9 protein-coding genes are annotated in these 17,189 nt (G+C 71.9%); 8 read left to right on the top strand and 1 reads right to left on the bottom strand.

Annotated elements, in window-relative coordinates:
- The first annotated feature begins 126 nt into the window (after window positions 1-126).
- Window positions 127-1,695 (top strand): PucR family transcriptional regulator, encoded by a 1,569-nt coding sequence (locus SSP29_RS00345; RefSeq protein ID WP_089098429.1) that lies wholly within the window; start codon window positions 127-129, stop codon window positions 1,693-1,695.
- Window positions 1,696-1,846: 151 nt separating this feature from the next.
- Complete coding sequence (locus SSP29_RS00340) at window positions 1,847-3,295, top strand: aldehyde dehydrogenase family protein (RefSeq protein WP_089098428.1); 1,449 nt, start codon at window positions 1,847-1,849, stop codon at window positions 3,293-3,295.
- Window positions 3,296-3,521: 226 nt separating this feature from the next.
- On the opposite strand, the gene SSP29_RS00335 is transcribed toward SSP29_RS00340, so the two are convergent.
- Window positions 3,522-6,431, bottom strand: a complete 2,910-nt coding sequence (locus tag SSP29_RS00335; protein ID WP_089098427.1) for a glycoside hydrolase family 3 protein — start codon at window positions 6,429-6,431, stop codon at window positions 3,522-3,524.
- A gap of 392 nt (window positions 6,432-6,823) precedes the next feature.
- On the opposite strand from SSP29_RS00335, the gene SSP29_RS00325 reads away from it, so the two are divergent.
- The 6 genes from SSP29_RS00325 to SSP29_RS00300 all read left to right on the top strand — a co-directional run bounded on the left by SSP29_RS00325 (window position 6,824) and on the right by SSP29_RS00300 (window position 17,172).
- Window positions 6,824-8,512 carry an extracellular solute-binding protein gene (locus tag SSP29_RS00325; RefSeq protein WP_089098426.1) on the top strand — a complete coding sequence of 563 codons (1,689 nt, stop codon included), beginning with the start codon at window positions 6,824-6,826 and terminating at the stop codon, window positions 8,510-8,512.
- A gap of 27 nt (window positions 8,513-8,539) precedes the next feature.
- Window positions 8,540-9,580 (top strand): ABC transporter permease, encoded by a 1,041-nt coding sequence (locus SSP29_RS00320; RefSeq protein WP_089098425.1) that lies wholly within the window; start codon window positions 8,540-8,542, stop codon window positions 9,578-9,580.
- Window positions 9,577-10,521 (top strand): carbohydrate ABC transporter permease, encoded by a 945-nt coding sequence (locus SSP29_RS00315; RefSeq protein WP_089098424.1) that lies wholly within the window; start codon window positions 9,577-9,579, stop codon window positions 10,519-10,521. Before SSP29_RS00320 ends, SSP29_RS00315 begins: the two co-directional genes overlap by 4 nt.
- Before the next feature lie 257 nt (window positions 10,522-10,778).
- Complete coding sequence (locus SSP29_RS00310) at window positions 10,779-12,968, top strand: sialidase family protein (RefSeq protein ID WP_089098423.1); 2,190 nt, start codon at window positions 10,779-10,781, stop codon at window positions 12,966-12,968.
- Window positions 12,965-14,950, top strand: coding sequence for a beta-galactosidase (locus tag SSP29_RS00305; RefSeq protein WP_089098422.1), 1,986 nt, complete (start codon window positions 12,965-12,967; stop codon window positions 14,948-14,950). Before SSP29_RS00310 ends, SSP29_RS00305 begins: the two co-directional genes overlap by 4 nt.
- A complete protein-coding gene (locus SSP29_RS00300) occupies window positions 14,947-17,172 on the top strand; it encodes a glycosyl hydrolase family 95 catalytic domain-containing protein (RefSeq protein ID WP_089098421.1) in 2,226 nt (741 codons plus the stop codon). Before SSP29_RS00305 ends, SSP29_RS00300 begins: the two co-directional genes overlap by 4 nt.
- Window positions 17,173-17,189 lie beyond the last annotated feature (17 nt).

The raw sequence follows: 17,189 nt of genomic DNA, 5'->3' as shown, positions 1-17,189 counted from the left end.
CAGTGAGGCAGAATCGACAGAGGCCGTTCATACGGGACGGCCAAAGACCACTGCCCTCGCTCGCGACGCTCATGTCGCTCGCGATGCCCGCCACGTTCACGACCGAAGAGAAGATCTGACGGCCCCATGCCACCGACGCTCGCCTCGCTCGTCCACCACTCCGCGCTCAAACTGACCGTGCGCGCGGGCGAGGACCGCCTCGACGTGCCCGTGCGCTGGGCCCATGTCAGCGAACTCGCCGATCCCGTGCCGTACATGGAGGGCGGGGAACTGCTTCTGATCACCGCGCTGAAGCTGGACGCGGAGGATCCGGAGGCGATGCGGAAGTATGTGAAACGCCTGGTGGGAGCAGGTGTGGTGGGCCTCGGCTTCGCCGTCGGGGTCAATTACGACGAGATCCCCAAGGCCCTCGTCGACGCGGCGGAACAGGAGGGGCTGCCGCTCCTGGAGGTACCGCGCCGCACGCCCTTCCTCGCCATCAGCAAGGCGGTCTCCGCGGCGATCGCGGCCGACCAGTACCGGGCGGTGACGGCGGGCTTCGCCGCCCAGCGCGAACTGACCAGGCAGGCCCTGAACGCCGGCCCCGAGGGGGTGCTGTCCGCGCTCGCGGCGCAGGTGGACGGCTGGGCGGCGCTGTACGACGCGTCCGGCGCGGTCGTCGCGACCGCGCCGGAGTGGGCGGGGCGCCGGGCGGCCCGCCTGACGGCGGAGGTCGAACGGCTCCGGGAACGCCCGGCACCGGCGTCCTCGGTGGTCGGCGGCCCCGACAACGAGGACCGGGTGGAACTGCACTCGCTCGGCACCGGACGCCGCCCGCGCGCGGCCCTGGCGGTCGGCACGGCGTCGGCACTCGGCACGGCGGAGCGCTACGCCGTCCACTCGGCCATCGCGCTCCTCACCCTCACGACGGAACGCTCCCGCTCGCTCCACGCGGCCGAGCAGCGGGTCGGGGCGGCGGTGCTGCGCATGCTGCTCGCCGGGCAGCCGGACCATGCCCGCGGGGTCGCCGGGGACCTGTACGGCGGGCTGCTCGACGCCCCGTTCCGCATGATCGTCGCGGATGGCGGGGGCGAGTTGCTGGCCGGCCTCACCGAGGCGGTGGAGTCGGCCGCGGCCCGCTCCGGGGAGGCGGTGCTGGTGGTGCCCGAAGGGGAGCGGCTGGTGGTGCTGGCCGCGGACGGGGGTGCGGCGGTGGCGGCGGGCGTGGAGTACGCGGCGGCGCGCGAGGCGGCCCGGGCGGTGCCGGAGCAGGGGGCCGCGGAGGACGGCGACGAACCGGTCATCGGGCTGTCGGCCCCGTCCGGCCCGATCGCGGCGGCGGCCGCCTACAAGCAGGCCGAACAGGCGCTGTCCGTGGCCCGGCGCAGGGGCCGGATCCTGGTCGAGCACGAACAGCTGGCAGCGGGCTCGGTCCTGCCCCTGCTGGCCGACGACGCGGTGAAGGCGTTCGCCGACGGTCTGCTGAGGGCGCTGTACGAGCACGACGCGACCGGCAGGGGCGACCTGGTGGCGTCCCTGCGGGCATGGCTCTCCCGGCACGGCCAGTGGGACGCGGCGGCGGCCGACCTGGGCGTTCACCGCCACACCCTCCGCTACCGGATGCGCAGGGTGGAGGAGATCCTGGGCCGCTCCCTGGACGACCCGGACGTACGGATGGAGCTGTGGCTGGCACTGAAGGCGACGTCGACGGACTGAGCGTTTCCCGCCCGCCACCATGCCAAACCGGCGCACCCCCCACCCCCACCACTACACCCCGGCCAAACACGCCCCCGCCCCCGCGGACCTACCGTGGAGGCGAACAGCCCTGTACACACCACCCTCAACGCGGAAAGGCCGGGACTCGCACATGACCTCCACCCACGCCTTCTGGCTCGCCGGCCGCCAGGTCACCGGCGAGGACACCTTCGACGTCACCAACCCGTGGGACGCCCGTCTCGTCGGCAAGGTCAGCGTGCCCACCGACGCCCAGGTCGAGGAAGCCGTCGCCGCCGCGTACTCCGTACGGGACGAGTTCGCCGCCACCCCGGCCCACATACGCGCCGCCGCCCTCGACCACGTCAGCCGCCGCCTCGCCGAGCGCACCGAGGAGATAGCCCGGCTGATCTCCGCCGAGAACGGCAAGCCGATCAAGTGGGCGCGAGGGGAGGTCGGGCGTGCCGTGTCCGTGTTCCGGTTCGCCGCCGAAGAGGCCCGCCGCTTCAACAGCGGCGAGGCCCAGCGCCTCGACACCGACCTCGGCGGTCAGGGCCGCCTCGCGCTGACCCGCCGCTTCCCGAAGGGCGTCGTCCTCGGCATCGCGCCGTTCAACTTCCCCCTCAACCTGTGCGCCCACAAGATCGCCCCGGCGATCGCGGCCGGCGTGCCGATCATCCTGAAGCCGGCCCCCGCGACCCCGCTCTCCGGCCTGATCATCGGCGACCTGCTCGCCGAGACGACCGGTCTCCCGGCCGGCTCCTGGTCGGTCCTCCCGGTCGCCAACGACAAGATGGCCGCCCTCGTCCAGGACGAGCGCCTCCCGGTCATCTCGTTCACCGGTTCCGAGAAGGTCGGCTACTCGATCATGGACTCGGTGCCCCGCAAGCACTGCACCCTGGAGCTCGGCGGCAACGGCGCGGCCGTCGTCCTCGGCGACTACGCCTCCGACGCCGACCTCGACTGGGCCGCGACCCGCATCGCGACCTTCTCCAACTACCAGGGCGGCCAGTCCTGCATCTCGGTGCAGCGGGTCATCGTCGACGCCGCCGTCTACGACCGTCTCCTCCCGCGCATCGTCGCCGCCGTCGAGGCCCAGGTCACCGGTGACCCGGCCGACGACAGGACCGACGTCGGCCCGCTGGTCAGCGAGGCGGCGGCCGAGCGGGTCGAGGCATGGGTGAAGGAGGCCGTCGAGGACGGCGCCACCCTGGTCACCGGCGGCGACCGCGACGGCGCCAGCTACGCGCCGACCGTCCTCACCGACGTCCCGGCCGAGGCCACGATCTCCTGCGAGGAGGTCTTCGGACCCGTCCTCACCGTGCAGAAGGTGAACGGCGAGGACGAGGCCTTCGCCGCCGTCAACGCCTCCAAGTACGGCCTCCAGGCGGGCGTGTTCACCCATGACCTCCAGCTCGCCTTCCGCGCCCACCGCGCCCTTGAGGTCGGTGGCGTCGTGATCGGCGACGTCCCCTCCTACCGCGCCGACCAGATGCCGTACGGCGGCGTGAAGCAGTCCGGCGTCGGCCGCGAGGGCGTCAGGTTCGCGATGGACGACTACACCTACGAGCGCGTCCTGGTCCTCACCGGCCTCGCCCTCTGACCTGCCACGGACGGGCCCGAGAGCGACGAGACGGCCGCAGCCCGCTGTGCGGGGGCTGCGGCCGTTCGCGTACCCGCTGCCGGTGCCTGCCGTCCGATCGGGTGGCTAATGGGAACCATTTTCATGTATCGTCGTCCGTGACGCTCGCTCGTCGTCCCCTCGAAGGGGCCCGGCACCGATGCCTTCCGGTGCCGGGCCCCTTCTCTGTGTCGGCCGCTCCGGACCCTCAACCGGAGAAGCCGACGTGCGCGAGCCGCAGTGGGCCGCGCAGCGCGATGCGGACGTCGTGGACGCCCTCGGCGACGACGCCGGCGGTGAGCGAGGTGTACGTGTAGGGATCCGGCGTCGGCTCGGCGAGCGTCAGCGCGGCCAGCGGCGGGCCGCCGTCCAGGGAGAGTTCCAGCGTGCCGGTGCCCGACACCCGCACGGTGACCTCCGTGACCCCCGTGCCGAAGTCGCAGTCCCGGTAGACGAGTTCACCCGGACCGTCGCCCCCGGGGGTGACCGCGTCGCCCTCCGTCCTCGTACGGTCCACGATCGCGATGCCCGACTGCTCGTCGAAGCCGGCCGCCGCCAGGCCGTGCTCGGCGGCGGGCCGGGGTACCGCCGGCTCGCCGTCCAGGACCACGGTCGTACGGAGCCGGATGTCCTCGCTGGACGCGCCGGCCAGCACGTCGTACGCGCCGGCCTCCAGGCGCCGTCCGTCGCGTGCCACGTCCCAGAACTCGAAGGCGGAGAGCGGGACCTCGAAGGCCAGGCCGGTCCGCTCGCCGGGGCGCAGGGTGAGCCTGCGGTGGGCGAGCAGTTCGCGGCGCGGGCGTACCGACGAGGGCTCGACGGCCCGGGTGTAGAGCTGGGCCACCTCGTCCGCGGTCACATCGCCCGTGTTGGCGACCGTGAAGGAGACCCGGAGCGATCCGTCCGCCACCTCGGTCGCCAGGTCCGCGTAGGAGAAGGACGCGTAGGACAGGCCGTGGCCGAACGGGAAGAGCGGGGTGCCCTCGAAGTAGAGGTAGGTCTGGCGGGCGCCGAGCACGTCGTAGTCGAGCAGGCCGGGAAGGTCGGTGTCGGCCGCGTACCAGGTCTGCGGGAGGCGGCCGGCGGGGGAGACGTCGCCGGCCAGCACGCGGGCGAGCGCGGTGCCGGCCGCCTGGCCGCCGTGGGCCGTCCAGAGCACGGCGGGCAGCCGGGCCACGTCCACCGCGTACGGGTACGACGACACCAGCGCCAGCACCGTGTGCGGGTTCGCCGCGCGGGCGGCCCGCAGGAGGCGCTCCTGGTGCGGGGGCAGGGCCAGGGTCGTACGGTCCTCGGTCTCGCGGCCGTTGATGTGCGGGTCGTTGCCCGCGACCACCAGGACCGCGTCGGCCGCGGCGGCCACCCTGGCGACGGCGTCCGTTCCGCGTTCGACGATGATCAATTCGAAGATCGAGGCGTTTTCGGCGGCAACCTTCACCCCGTCGGCGGCGACAGAGACGTGGCGACCCGTGCCGAGGTGCCGGAGGAGGTGACCGTTCTCGTGGGGTTCCAGGCGGAATGTCTCCTGGACGACCCAGCCGCCGGGCTGGTCCGCGGCGGCGCGGACGAAGCCGTCCTCGGCGACGGAGAGATAGCGGCCGTCCGGGGCGCGCAGGGTGAGGACGTCCTCGCCCCAGTCGACCAGCGCGAACTCGGTGCCGGTGCGGTCGGTGGTGAGCGGCGGGAGGTCGGTGCGGCCCGCGAGCAGCGCCGGGTCCAGGGCGCCCTCCTCGCCGCGCACCTCGTCGGCGGCCTCGGGGGCGGTCCGCACGCGCAGGAAGGTGCCGTCCGCGAGCCGCAGCCTGACCCGGTCCACACCCTCCGCGAACTCCACGCGCTCCGCGCCGAACCGCTCGTACAGGCCCTCCAGCGGAGTGGACCGGTGGAGCAGGGTGCCGCTGTACCAGTCGAGTTTGCACTCGTCGGCGAGCAGGCCGACCACGGCGATCCGGGCGTCGGGCGCGAGCGGCAGCAGGTCGCCGTCGTTCTTGAGCAGGACGACCGCCTGCTCGGCCGCCTCCTGGGCGAGGGCGCGGTGGGCCGGGGTGTCGAACGCGGCGGACTCGGCGGGGCTCGGGTGCGGGTCGCCGTCCGGGCCGTCGTGCGGGCCGTCGTGCGGGCCGTCGTGCGGGCCGCCGTCCGGGCCGTCGTGCGGGTCGAACTCGCCGAGGCGGAAACGGACCGAGAGCTGGCGGCGGACGGCCGTGTCGACGTCGGCCTCGGTCAGCAGGCCTTGCGCGAGAGCGCCCTGGATCCGGGCGACGATGACCGAGCCGTCCGTGCCGTGGTCGGTGAAGCTGTCGACACCGGCGAGGAGGGCGGCCGCCGTGGCCTCCTCGTGCGTGGCGAAGTAGTGCTCGTGGTCGACCAGGTTGCTGGGCGCGCCGGCGTCCGAGCAGACCAGCAGCTCCTCGCCGGTCCAGGTGCGCAGCTGCTCGCGCAGGTACGGGGAGACGTGGTTGGGGCGGCCGTTGACCAGGTTGTACGCGGGCATCACCCCGGCCACCGCACCGGCCTCCACGGTCTCCTTGAAAGCGCGCAGGTCGTACTCGTGCAGCACCCGCGGGCGGACCGAGGAGGAGGAGGTCGCCCGGTCCGTCTCGTTGTTGTGGGCCAGCCAGTGCTTCAGGACGGGGGCCGTGCGCCAGTACACCGGGTGGTCGCCGCGCAGGCCGCGGGTGTAGGCGGTGGCGATGGCGGAGGTGAGCTTCGGGTCCTCGGAGTAGCCCTCCTCGTTGCGGCCCCAGAGCGGGTGGCGCAGCAGGTTGACCGTCGGGGCCCAGACGTTGAGGCCGACCCGGTCGTCACGGGCGTGCATCGCCCGGACCTCCTTGGACACGGCCTCCCCGACCCGTCGGACGAGATCGGTGTTCCAGGTCGCGCCGAGCCCCACCGCCTGCGGGAACACCGTCGCCGGGCCCATCCAGGCGACCCCGTGCAGGGCCTCCTGGCCGGTGCGGAAGGCTGCGATGCCCAGGCGCTGCACGGCGGGCGCGAACTGGTGCAGGAAGGAGACCTTCTCGTCCAGGGTGAGCCGCGCCAGCAGATCGTCGATGCGCTTCGCGAACGGCAGGTGCGGATCGCGGAAAGGCGGCGCGGGCGGCGTTTTTGCGGTCACGTGCGGTTCCCCTTGCGATGGAGCGGCGAGGCCTTTCGAAGCGCTTCGATGCTCATTCGACGCAGGGGTGGGTGTCAAGGGATGGTCGGCGATATTTCAAGTGGCGCATACGGACAGGTCACCCCTTGTGCCTCGGAGGAATCTTGGAAGCGACCCTTGTGTACCCCCGGGTGTTCACTTAACCTCGCAGCAACATCGAAGCGCTTCGACTAGTCGACGACCGGTCGGTCGAACGGCCGGTCGGTCGATCGGCCGGTCAACCGGTCAGCCGGTTCCTGCCGGGGACGCATGACATCGGTCGGAGGATCGCTTCCGCTCAGCCAGTTCCACTCAAGACACCGCAGCCGACGGCCACCGCCGGGTGTCCTGGTGCGCCATGAAGGGTTGACGCAATGACGCCGAACGCCGCTTCCGCCCCCTCCGGGCCGAGCCGGAGAAGTTTCCTCGCCTCCACGGCAGTCGCCACCGCAGCGGTGTCGGGCGGCCTGCCGCTGCTCGCCGCCTGCGGGGCATCGGACAGCGGGTCGGGAGGAGGCTCCTCCTCGGGCAAGGACGCGAAGAAGCTGCTGCCGTCCTACGTCGCCAACAACGTGGTGACCCCGGACATCCCGTCGAAGAACGGCTCGTCGATCGGTTTCACCAGCAAGCTCGACCTGGCCACCCTGAAGACCTCCGTCCCGAAGAAGCTCGGCAAGGGCGGCAAGGTCACCGTCATGTCGCCGTTCTGGGGGTCCCCGCCCAAGCAGGACAACCCGTACTACAACGCGATGAACGACATGATCGGCGTCGACGTCGAGTGGCAGAACCAGGACGGCAACACCTACGACCAGAAGCTCGGCGCGGTCCTCGCCTCCAGCGACGTCCCGGACGTCGTGGTCATCCCGAACTGGAACATGGGCGGGAAGATACCCACCGCCATCATCAGCAAGTTCGCCGACCTCGGCCCGTACCTGTCGGGCGACAAGGTCAAGGACTACCCGAACCTCGCCGCCATCCCGACCGACGCCTGGCGGCGCTGCATCTTCGGCGGCAAGCTGCGCGGACTGCCGATGCCGTCCTCGTACGTGACCAACATCGTGCCCCTCTACCGCAAGGACATCTTCGACAAGGAGGGCTACGAGGTCCCGCGTTCGGCGGCCGAGTTCCTCTCCCTGGCCAAGGAGATCACCAACGCCAAGGCCAAGCGCTGGGCGTGCATGGACATGAAGTGGACCGCCTGGCAGATGTTCAGCGTGCTCTCCGGCAGCGAGAAGCCGCTCGGCTGGAACCTCGTCGACGGCAAGCTGATCAACCGCATCGAGACCGACGAGTACCTCGAAGCGCTGGAGTGGACCCGCAAGCTCTTCGCCGCCGGGGTCGTGCACCCCGACGCCAAGCTGGGCAAGAACGCCCCCGACCCCGGACCCAAGTTCGCGGCCGGCGAGTTCCTCATCTACGCCCAGGACATCAGCCAGTGGTGGAGCCGCACCGCCGAACAGGCCACCCAGAACCCGGACTTCAAGATCTGGGGCATGGACGTCTACGGACACGACGGCGGAAACCCGCAGGTCTGGGCCGAACAGCCGGCCGGCATCTTCGCCTTCGTCAACAAGAAGGCCTCGGAGTCCGTCATCCACGATGTGCTGGCCGTCGCCAACACCACCGCCGCGCCGTACGGCACCAAGGAGTACATGGCCACCAACTACGGCGTCGAGGGCACCCACTACACCGTCAAGAACGGCGTGCCCACCAAGACCACCCGGGGCAACAACGAGGTCATCAACGCCTACGTCATGATCGCGAGCCCCGCCGCCACCATCGCCCACCCCGACTTCCCCGACGTCGCCAAGGCCCAGGTGGAGTGGCAGCAGCGGATGGGCTCCTTCACCAGGAAGTCCAGCTTCTTCGGCCAGATGATCACCGAGCCGTCCCGCTACACCAACCTCATGGACGACTTCGAGACGCTGGAAGACGACATCACCCGCGGCCGCAAGAAGATCAGCGACATGCAGCAGGCCGTCGCCGAGTGGAAGACCAAGGGCGGCGACAAGCTGCGCGACTGGTACCAGAAGCTGCTCGACGACAACGGTTCGGCGAGCTGACCGGGCACTGAGGCAAGGAGAACGGCCGTGTCCCACAGCACGGTGCCTCGCAGCAGGGCCGAGGCAGACGACGACGGTACGGGGAAGACCCCGGTGGCGTCCGGCGGCGCCACCGGAACCGGGAAGAAGGGGAACACCGGGAAGCTGAGCCTGCGCCTCAGATTCAGACGCGACCGCGCCCTGATCCTGATGACACTGCCGGCGGTCCTGCTGCTCCTGGTCTTCAACTATCTGCCGATCCTCGGCAACATCGTCGCCTTCCAGGACTACGACCCGTACGTCAGCGACAACGGCATCGTCTCCATGCTGCACAGCGCGTGGGTGGGCATCGAGAACTTCCAGCAGATCTTCGCCGACTCCGCGTTCTGGAACGCGGTGAAGAACACCCTGGTGCTGTTCTTCCTGCAACTCGTGCTGTTCTTCCCGATCCCGATCGCCCTCGCGCTGCTCATCAACAGCGTGGTCCGGCCCCGGGTGCGGGCGCTCGCCCAGGCGGTCCTGTACCTCCCGCACTTCTTCTCGTGGGTGCTGGTCATCTCCGTCTTCCAGCAGATCTTCGGCGGCGCGGGCCTGTTGTCGCAGCTGCTGCGGCAGCACGGCTACGACGGTCTCGACATCATGACCGACCCGTCGACCTTCAAGTTCCTGGTCACGGCGGAGGGCGTCTGGAAGGACGCGGGCTGGGGCATCATCGTCTTCCTGGCGGCGCTGGCGTCGGTGAGCCCGGATCTCTACGAGGCCGCGGCGATGGACGGTGCGGGCCGCTGGCGCCGCATCTGGCACGTCACGCTGCCGGCCCTGCGCCCGGTGATCGCCCTGCTGCTGGTGCTGCGCGTCGGCGATGCCCTGACCGTCGGCTTCGAACAGATCCTCCTCCAACGCGACGCCGTCGGACCGGGAGCCTCGGAGGTCCTCGACACCTTCGTCTGGTGGAACGGCGTCCGCAACCAGGACTTCGGCTACGCGGCCGCCGCAGGCCTCATCAAGGGCGTGGTCAGCCTCGGCCTGGTCCTCGCCGCGAACAAGGTGGCCCATCTCATGGGCGAGCAGGGGGTGTACAAGAAATGACCGCCGTCATCGACGAACCGCCTACGCGGGAGCGGCCGCCGTCCCGGTGGGCCGCACCGCCCCGCCCCGTGTGGGAGGAGGAACCGAGCAGGGCCGGCGTCGCCGGCAAGGGCCTGGTCCTGGCCCTGGCCTGCCTCGGTGTCCTCTTCCCGCTCTGGATCGTGGTCGTCACCAGCCTGTCCTCCCGCAGGACCATCGACGAGGCCGGCGGGCTGGTGATGGTCCCCAAGGGCATCACCTTCGTCGCCTACCGGGAGCTCCTCAGCGGCGGCCAGGTCACCCGGGCCACCGTCATCAGCGTCCTGATCACCCTCGTCGGCACGGTGTTCTCGATGACCGTGTCGGTCCTGTGCGCCTACGGCCTCTCGCGCATCGGGTCGCTCGGCCACCGCTGGTTCCTGATGCTGCTGATGGCGACGATGTTCTTCAGCGCCGGCCTGATCCCGACCTACCTGCTGGTCCAGTCCCTGGGCCTGACCGACAGCTATCTCGCCCTGATCCTCCCGAGCGCGGTGAGCGTCTTCAACATCCTCGTCCTGCGCGGGTTCTTCATGGGCATCTCGCCGGAACTGACCGACAGCGCGCGCATCGACGGCGCCGGCGACTTCCGGATCCTGTGGCAGATCGTCATGCCGCTGTCCCGGGCGGTCCTCGCGGTCATCACCCTCTTCTACGCGGTCGGGTACTGGAGCGCGTGGTTCAACGCGTCCCTGTACCTCAACGACCAGGACAAGATGCCGCTGCAGAACGTCATGATCCAACTGGTCCAGAAACAGCAGGCCCCGGTGGGACTGGGGCAGGCGATCAAGACGGGCGAACTGTCTGGGCTCGCCGTGCAGATGGCGGTGATGGTGATGGCCCTGCTGCCGGTGGCGGTCCTGTCCCCGTTCGTCCAGAAGCACTTCAAGAAGGGGATGCTCACCGGGGCGGTGAAGGGGTAGCCGACGTCGCCTTCGGGGCGGGGCGGTCGGGGAGCGTCGGCGACTGCGGGTGCGTGGGGGCTGGTCGCGCAGTTCCCCGCGCCCCTTACGGGGCGCTGCCCAGCCGCCCCTCCCCAGCCACCCAGCTGCGGGCAGGCGTGCCGCAGGGCGGCACGGGTGGGCGCAGCGGCACCCCGCAAGCGCGGGCAAGCGAAACCCCCCGCCCCCAGCCCCCACCCCGGACCACCCACCCAACCCACGCCCACTGAAGGTTCCCCATGCCCACCCTGAGCCGCAGAACCGTCCTCGCCGGCACCGCAGCAACCGCCGCCCTCACCGCCCTCCCGATCCCTGCCGCCCACGCGGCCGAGCCCCAGCCGCAGGCGTACCGCTGGCGCAACGCAGTGATCGGCGGCACCGGATTCGTCACCGGCGTCCTCTTCCACCCCACCACCCCCGGCCTCGCCTACGCCCGCACCGACATCGGCGGCGCCTACCGCTGGGACGCCCGCACCGCCCGCTGGACGCCCCTCACCGACCACCTCGGCTGGGACGACTGGAACCTCCTCGGTGTGGAGGCCCTCGCCGTCGACCCCGCCCACCCCGACCGGCTCTACCTCGCCCTCGGCACCTACGCCCAGTCCTGGGCCGGCAACGGCGCGGTCCTGCGCTCGGACGACCGCGGTGCCACCTGGACCCGTACCGACCTCAGCGTGAGACTCGGCGCCAACGAGGACGGCCGGGGCATGGGCGAACGCCTCCTCGTCGACCCGCGGGACAGCGACACCCTCTGGCTGGGGACCAGACACGACGGACTGCTCAGGTCGACCGACAGAGGCGCCACCTGGGCGGCGGCTGACGGCTTCCCGGCCACCCCGTCCGCCTCCGGCCAGGGCGTCAGCCTCCTCGTCGCCGTCGGCCGTGCCGTGTACGCGGGCTGGGCGGACGGGGACGGCGGCGCTTCCGCTGTCAATCTCTACCGCACCACCGACGGCACCACCTGGGAGGCCGTCTCCGACCAGCCCACCGGCACCGCCGCCAAGATCCCGGTCCGCGCCGCCTACGACCGCCACGCCCGCGAGCTGTACGTGACGTACGCCGACGCCCCGGGCCCCAACGGCCAGTCGGACGGCAGCGTGCACAAGCTCGCCGTGGCCACCGGGCGGTGGACGGACGTCACCCCGGCCGTGCCCGGCGGCAGCGACACCTTCGGCTACGGCGGGGTCGCCGTCGACGCCCGCCGGCCCGGCACCGTCGTCGTCTCGACGAACAACAGGTGGTCGGCCGTGGACACCCTCTACCGGACCACCGACGGCGGCCGCACCTGGACGTCCCTCAAGGACTCCGCCGTCTTCGACGTGTCCGAGACTCCTTTCCTGAAGTGGGGAGGCGACGAGCCCAAGTTCGGGTGGTGGATCCAGGCCGTCGCCGTCGACCCGTACGACTCGAAGCACATCGTCTACGGCACCGGCGCCACCCTCTACGGCACCCGCGACCTCGTCCACTGGGCCCCGCGGATCCGCGGCCTGGAGGAGACGTCCGTCCTGCAGCTGGTGTCGCCCCCGGTCGGGGAGGCGCACCTGCTGAGCGGCTCGGGGGACATCGGCGTCCTGTACCACGAGCGGCTCACCGCGTCTCCGTCCCGCGGTATGGCCACGAACCCCGTGTTCGGGTCGGCGACGGGGCTCGCGCAGGCCGCGGGCCGGCCGGCGTACGTGGTCCGCACCGGCTGGGGCGACAACGGCAACGGCGCCTTCTCGGACGACGGGGGCCGGACCTGGGCGCCCTTCGCCGCCCAGCCCTCCCTCGCCCATGACGCACCGGGGCCGATCGCCGCCAACGCCGACGGCAGCGTGCTGCTGTGGTCCTTCGTGCACTGGGACGGGACCAAGTACCCCGCCCACCGGTCGGACGACAACGGCGCCACCTGGACCGAGAACTCCTCCTTCCCGAAGGGCGCCACGCCGGTCGCCGACCCGGCCGACCCGACGCTCTTCTACGCGTACGACACCGACACTGGAACGCTACAAGCCAGCACTGACAGTGGCCGATCATTCACGGCGCGTGCGACCGGGCTGCCCTCCGGTGACAGCCAGTTCCAGCTGGTCGCGGCCCCGCACCGGTCGGGCGACCTGTGGCTGAGCGTCAAGTGGAACGGGCTGTACCGGTCCACCGACGGGGGCGTGAGCTTCACCAAGGTCGCCAGCTGCTGGGCCGCCTACACCCTCGGCTTCGGCAAGGCCGCCGACGGTGCCGACTACCCGGCGATCTACCTCGTCGGCTCCACCGAGTCCAGCACCGCCGTATACCGCTCCGACGACGAGGCCGGGACCTGGGTCCGCGTCAACGACGACCAGCACCAGTGGGGCTGGATCGGGCAGGCCGTCACCGGCGACCCGCGCGTGTACGGCCGGGTCTACCTCGCCACCAACGGGCGCGGCATCCAGTACGGGGATCCGGTCCGATGACCGCCGGACGAAAGCCGCCGAGCATCTCCGACACCACCCGCGGGCGGATCCTCTTCGGCGGCGACTACAACCCCGAGCAGTGGCCCGAGGAGACCTGGCACGAGGACGTGCGGCTGATGAAGGCCGCCGGGGTCAACTCCGTGACCATGGGCGTCTTCTCCTGGGCGAGGCTCGAACCCCAGCCGGGGGACCGGGACTTCGGCTGGCTGGACCGGCTCATGGACCTGATGCACGGCCACGGCATCGGCGTCGTCCTCGCCACCCCCACCGCGTCCCCGCCGCCGTGGCTGGGGCGGCTGCACCCGGACACCCTGCCCCGGGACGCCGAAGGGCGCACCGAGTGGTGGGGCGGCCGCCAGCACTTCTCGCACTCCAGCGCCACCTACCGCCGCTACGCCGCCGCCATCACCGAGGACCTCGCCGCCCGCTACGCAGGCCACCCCGCCCTCACCCTGTGGCACATCAACAACGAGTACTGCACCTTCGACTACGGCGACGAGGCCGCGGCCGCCTTCCGCCGCTGGCTGCGGGCGCGCTACGGCACCCTCGACGCCCTCAACTCCGCCTGGGGCACGGCCTTCTGGAGCCAGGGCTACGACACCTGGGACGGCATCCTGCCGCCGCGTCACGCCCACTACATGAAGAACCCCACCCAGGTGCTGGACTTCTGCCGCTTCACCTCCGACATGCTCCTGGAGTGCTACGCGGCCGAACGGGACATCGTCGCCCGGCACACCCCGCACATCCCGGTGACCACCAACTTCATGCCGCTCTGGATCGGCCAGGACGCCTGGCGCTGGGCGGCCGAGGAGGACGTCGTCTCCGTCGACCTCTACCCCGACCCGCGGGATCCGCTGGGCGCGCAGCACAGTGCGCTCGTCCACGACCTCACCCGCTCCCAGGCGCGCGGCCCCTGGATGCTCATGGAACAGGCCGCCGGGCCGGTCAACTGGCGCGGGGTGAACCACCCCAAACCCCGCGGCCTGAACCGCCAGTGGTCCCTCCAGGCCGTGGCCCGGGGCGCGGACGCCGTCTGCTACTTCCAGTGGCGGCAGTCGAGGCAGGGCGCGGAGAAGTTCCACTCCGGGATGGTCAGCCACGCGGGGGAGGAGGGCCGTACGTACCAGGAGGTCAGGCAGCTCGGCTCCGAACTCGCCCGCATCGGCGACGAGGTGACCGATCGTCACGTCGGCGCGGGCATCGCGATCCTCCACGACTGGCACTCCTGGTGGGCCGGCGCCCACGAAGGCCGGCTCTCCACCGAGGTGGACCTCCCCGACGTCCTGCACGCCTGGCACCGGGCCCTGTGGGAGTCGAACCTCACCACCGACTTCGCCCACCCCGAACACGACCTGTCCTCCTACAAGCTGGTCGTCGTCCCGCAGCTCTACCTCCTCACCGACACCGCGATCGACAACCTCCTCGCCTATGTCCGCGGCGGCGGCACCCTGGTCAGCGGCTTCCTGACCGGCATCGCCGACGAGGACGACCGGATCCGTCCCGGCGGCATGGACGCACGGCTGCGCGAGCTGTTCGGCATCCGCACCCTGCACGAGTGGTGGCCGCTGGACGCGGGGGAGAGCGTCGCCTGCGAGGGCTTCCGGGGGATCCTGTGGTCGGAGGAGATCGAGGCCGCGCCCGGGGTCACGGAGACCGTGCCGTACAAGGGCGGGGAACTCGACGGGCTGCCGGCCGTGCTGCGCACCGGGCGGGCCTGGTATCTCTCCACGCTCCCGGAGCCGGAGGCGCTGCGCAAGCTGCTCGGTCGGATCGCGGCGGACGCGGGGGCGCGCCCGGTGCTCGACGGCCTGCCCGCGGGCGTCGAGGCGGTCCGCCGGGGCGAGTTGCTGTTCCTGTTCAACCACGGCCGTGAAGAGGTGAAGATCCCCTTCATGGGAACACATCGAGACCTGCTGACCGGTACGGCCGTCACGGACGAGATCCTCCTCGGCCGCTACGGAGTGGCGGTGCTCAAGCCATGACCACCACCACCGGCACCGGCACAGACGCCACCACCGGCCCCGTCCACGGCACCTGGGAGCCCGCCCCGGCCGCCCGCTGGGAGGACGCCTTCCTGAGCGGCAACGGCCATCACGGCGTCCTCGTGTTCGGCGAACCGAACGACGACCGCGTCATCGTCACCCACCACACCCTCGTCCGCCCGAACGGCGGCGAACACGCCCGCCCGCCGCACCTGGCGGCCGAACTCACCGGGGTGCAGGACAGGTTGCTCGCCGGGGAGTCCGACGCCGCCGAGAGCTTCACCGACGGCCGCCCGCTCCAGTGGGTCCAGCCCTTCCACCCCGCCTTCCAGATCCGGCTGCGCAGGCCGCACGGCCGGCCCGACGGCTACCGCCGCTCCGTCGACTTCACCACCGGCGAGGTCACCGCCACCACCGCCGACCGGACCAGCAGGGTCTTCGTCTCCCGCGCGGACGACGTGATCGTGCAGCAGATCACCGGAACCGCCGACCTCGGCATCGCCCTCGACCACCAGCTCCCCGGCGCCCCGTCCGGCCTCGGCGTCGGCCACGGCGCGCTGCGCACCCCCGAGGGCGCCCTGCTCAGCCTCCGCGCCCGCTACCCCGGCAGCGACCGCGCCTACACCGGCGTCACCCTCGTCGCCGTCACCGGCGGCACCACCGAACTCGTCCCGCCGGGCGTCCGCGTCACCGGCGCCGAGTCCGTCCTCCTCCTCACCCGCGTCCGCCGCCACACCGGCGAGCTCGACGTGACCGCCGAGGCGCGCCGACTGGGCGACCTGCTCGCCGGCCGGCCGTCGTACGACGCACTGCTCGCCCGCCACCTCGGCCCGCACCGCACCGCCTACACCCGCGTCATCCTCGACCTGGCCGCCGACCCGGCCGAACGCGCCCTCCCGGGCTCCCAGTTGCTCGAAAAGCGCGCAGAAGCAGCGCTCCTGGAAAGGCTCTTCGCCGCCGGCCGCTACCACCTGCTCTCCGCCTCCGGCCTCAACCCGCCCCGCCTGACCGGACTGTGGACCGGCGACTGGGACACCGCCTGGTCCGGCGCCTTCACCAACGACGCCAACGTCAACCTCCAGACGGCCTCGGCCGCGGCCGCCGCCCTTCCCGAAGTCACCGAGGCCTGCGCCGCACTGATCGAGCGCCAGCTCGGCGACTGGCGGGAGAACGCCCGCGCGGTGTTCGGCGCCCGGGGTGCGGTCGCGCCCGCGCACAGCGACGGCGAGTCCGGGCTGGCCTACCACTTCAGCCGGGAGTACCCCCTGCACCTGTGGACGGCCGGCGCCGACTGGCTGCTCAAGCCGCTCGTCGACCACGACGAGATCCGCGGCGAGCGCGATCCCCGCACGGCGGCGGCGCTGGCCGAAGCCGCCCGGTTCTACGAGGACTTCCTCACCCGCACCGACGCCGACGGCCACCTCGTGATCGTTCCCTCCTACTCGCCCGAGAACCGGCCCGCGAACGCCGGTTGGGGTGCGGTCAACGCGGCGATGGACCTCTCCGCCGCCCGGCACGCCCTGCGCACCGCGGCCGACTACCACCCGGGCCCGGACGCCGACCGCTGGCGGGCCCTCGCCGACCGGCTGCCCCCGCACCGGACCAACGCCGACGGCGCGCTCGCCGAATGGGCCTGGCCCGGCCTCGACGACACCTACGACCACCGCCACCTCAGCCACCTCTACGGCGTCTGGCCGCTGGACGAGATCACCCCGTACGACACCCCGGAGCTCGCGGCCGCCGCCCACCGCGCGCTCGAACTGCGCGGCGCCGAGAACGACTCGGCCCACGGCCACCTCCACCACGCGCTCGTGGCGGCCCGCCTGCGCGACGGCGCCCGCGTCGCCGCCGCCCTCGACCGGGTCCTGGACGGCGACTTCTTCCACGCCTCCCTGATGAGCGCCCACTACCCGGACCGCGACGTCTACAACGCCGACGCCGCACACGCGCTGCCCGCCGTGCTCATCGAAGCCCTCGTGCAGTCGACCCCGGACCGCCTGGTCCTGCTTCCGGCGCCGCCGGCCGCCCTGAGCACTGGCCGGCTCCACGGCATCCGCACCCGCTTCGGCGCCGGACTCGACCTCTCCTGGACCCCCGACGGCGCGCGAGCCGTCCTCACACCGCACCGGTCGCTCCGCATCGACCTGTGGACTTCCTCCGGCCGTCGGCCGCTCGACCTCGTCGCCGGAGAAGACCACGTCCTCACCCTGGGGACGTGGTAGCCACCGCACCTCCCCCC

The organism is Streptomyces hyaluromycini (assembly GCF_002217755.1).
Taxonomy (GTDB): domain Bacteria; phylum Actinomycetota; class Actinomycetes; order Streptomycetales; family Streptomycetaceae; genus Streptomyces; species Streptomyces hyaluromycini.
This window is presented reverse-complemented; position numbering and strand designations above follow the sequence as displayed.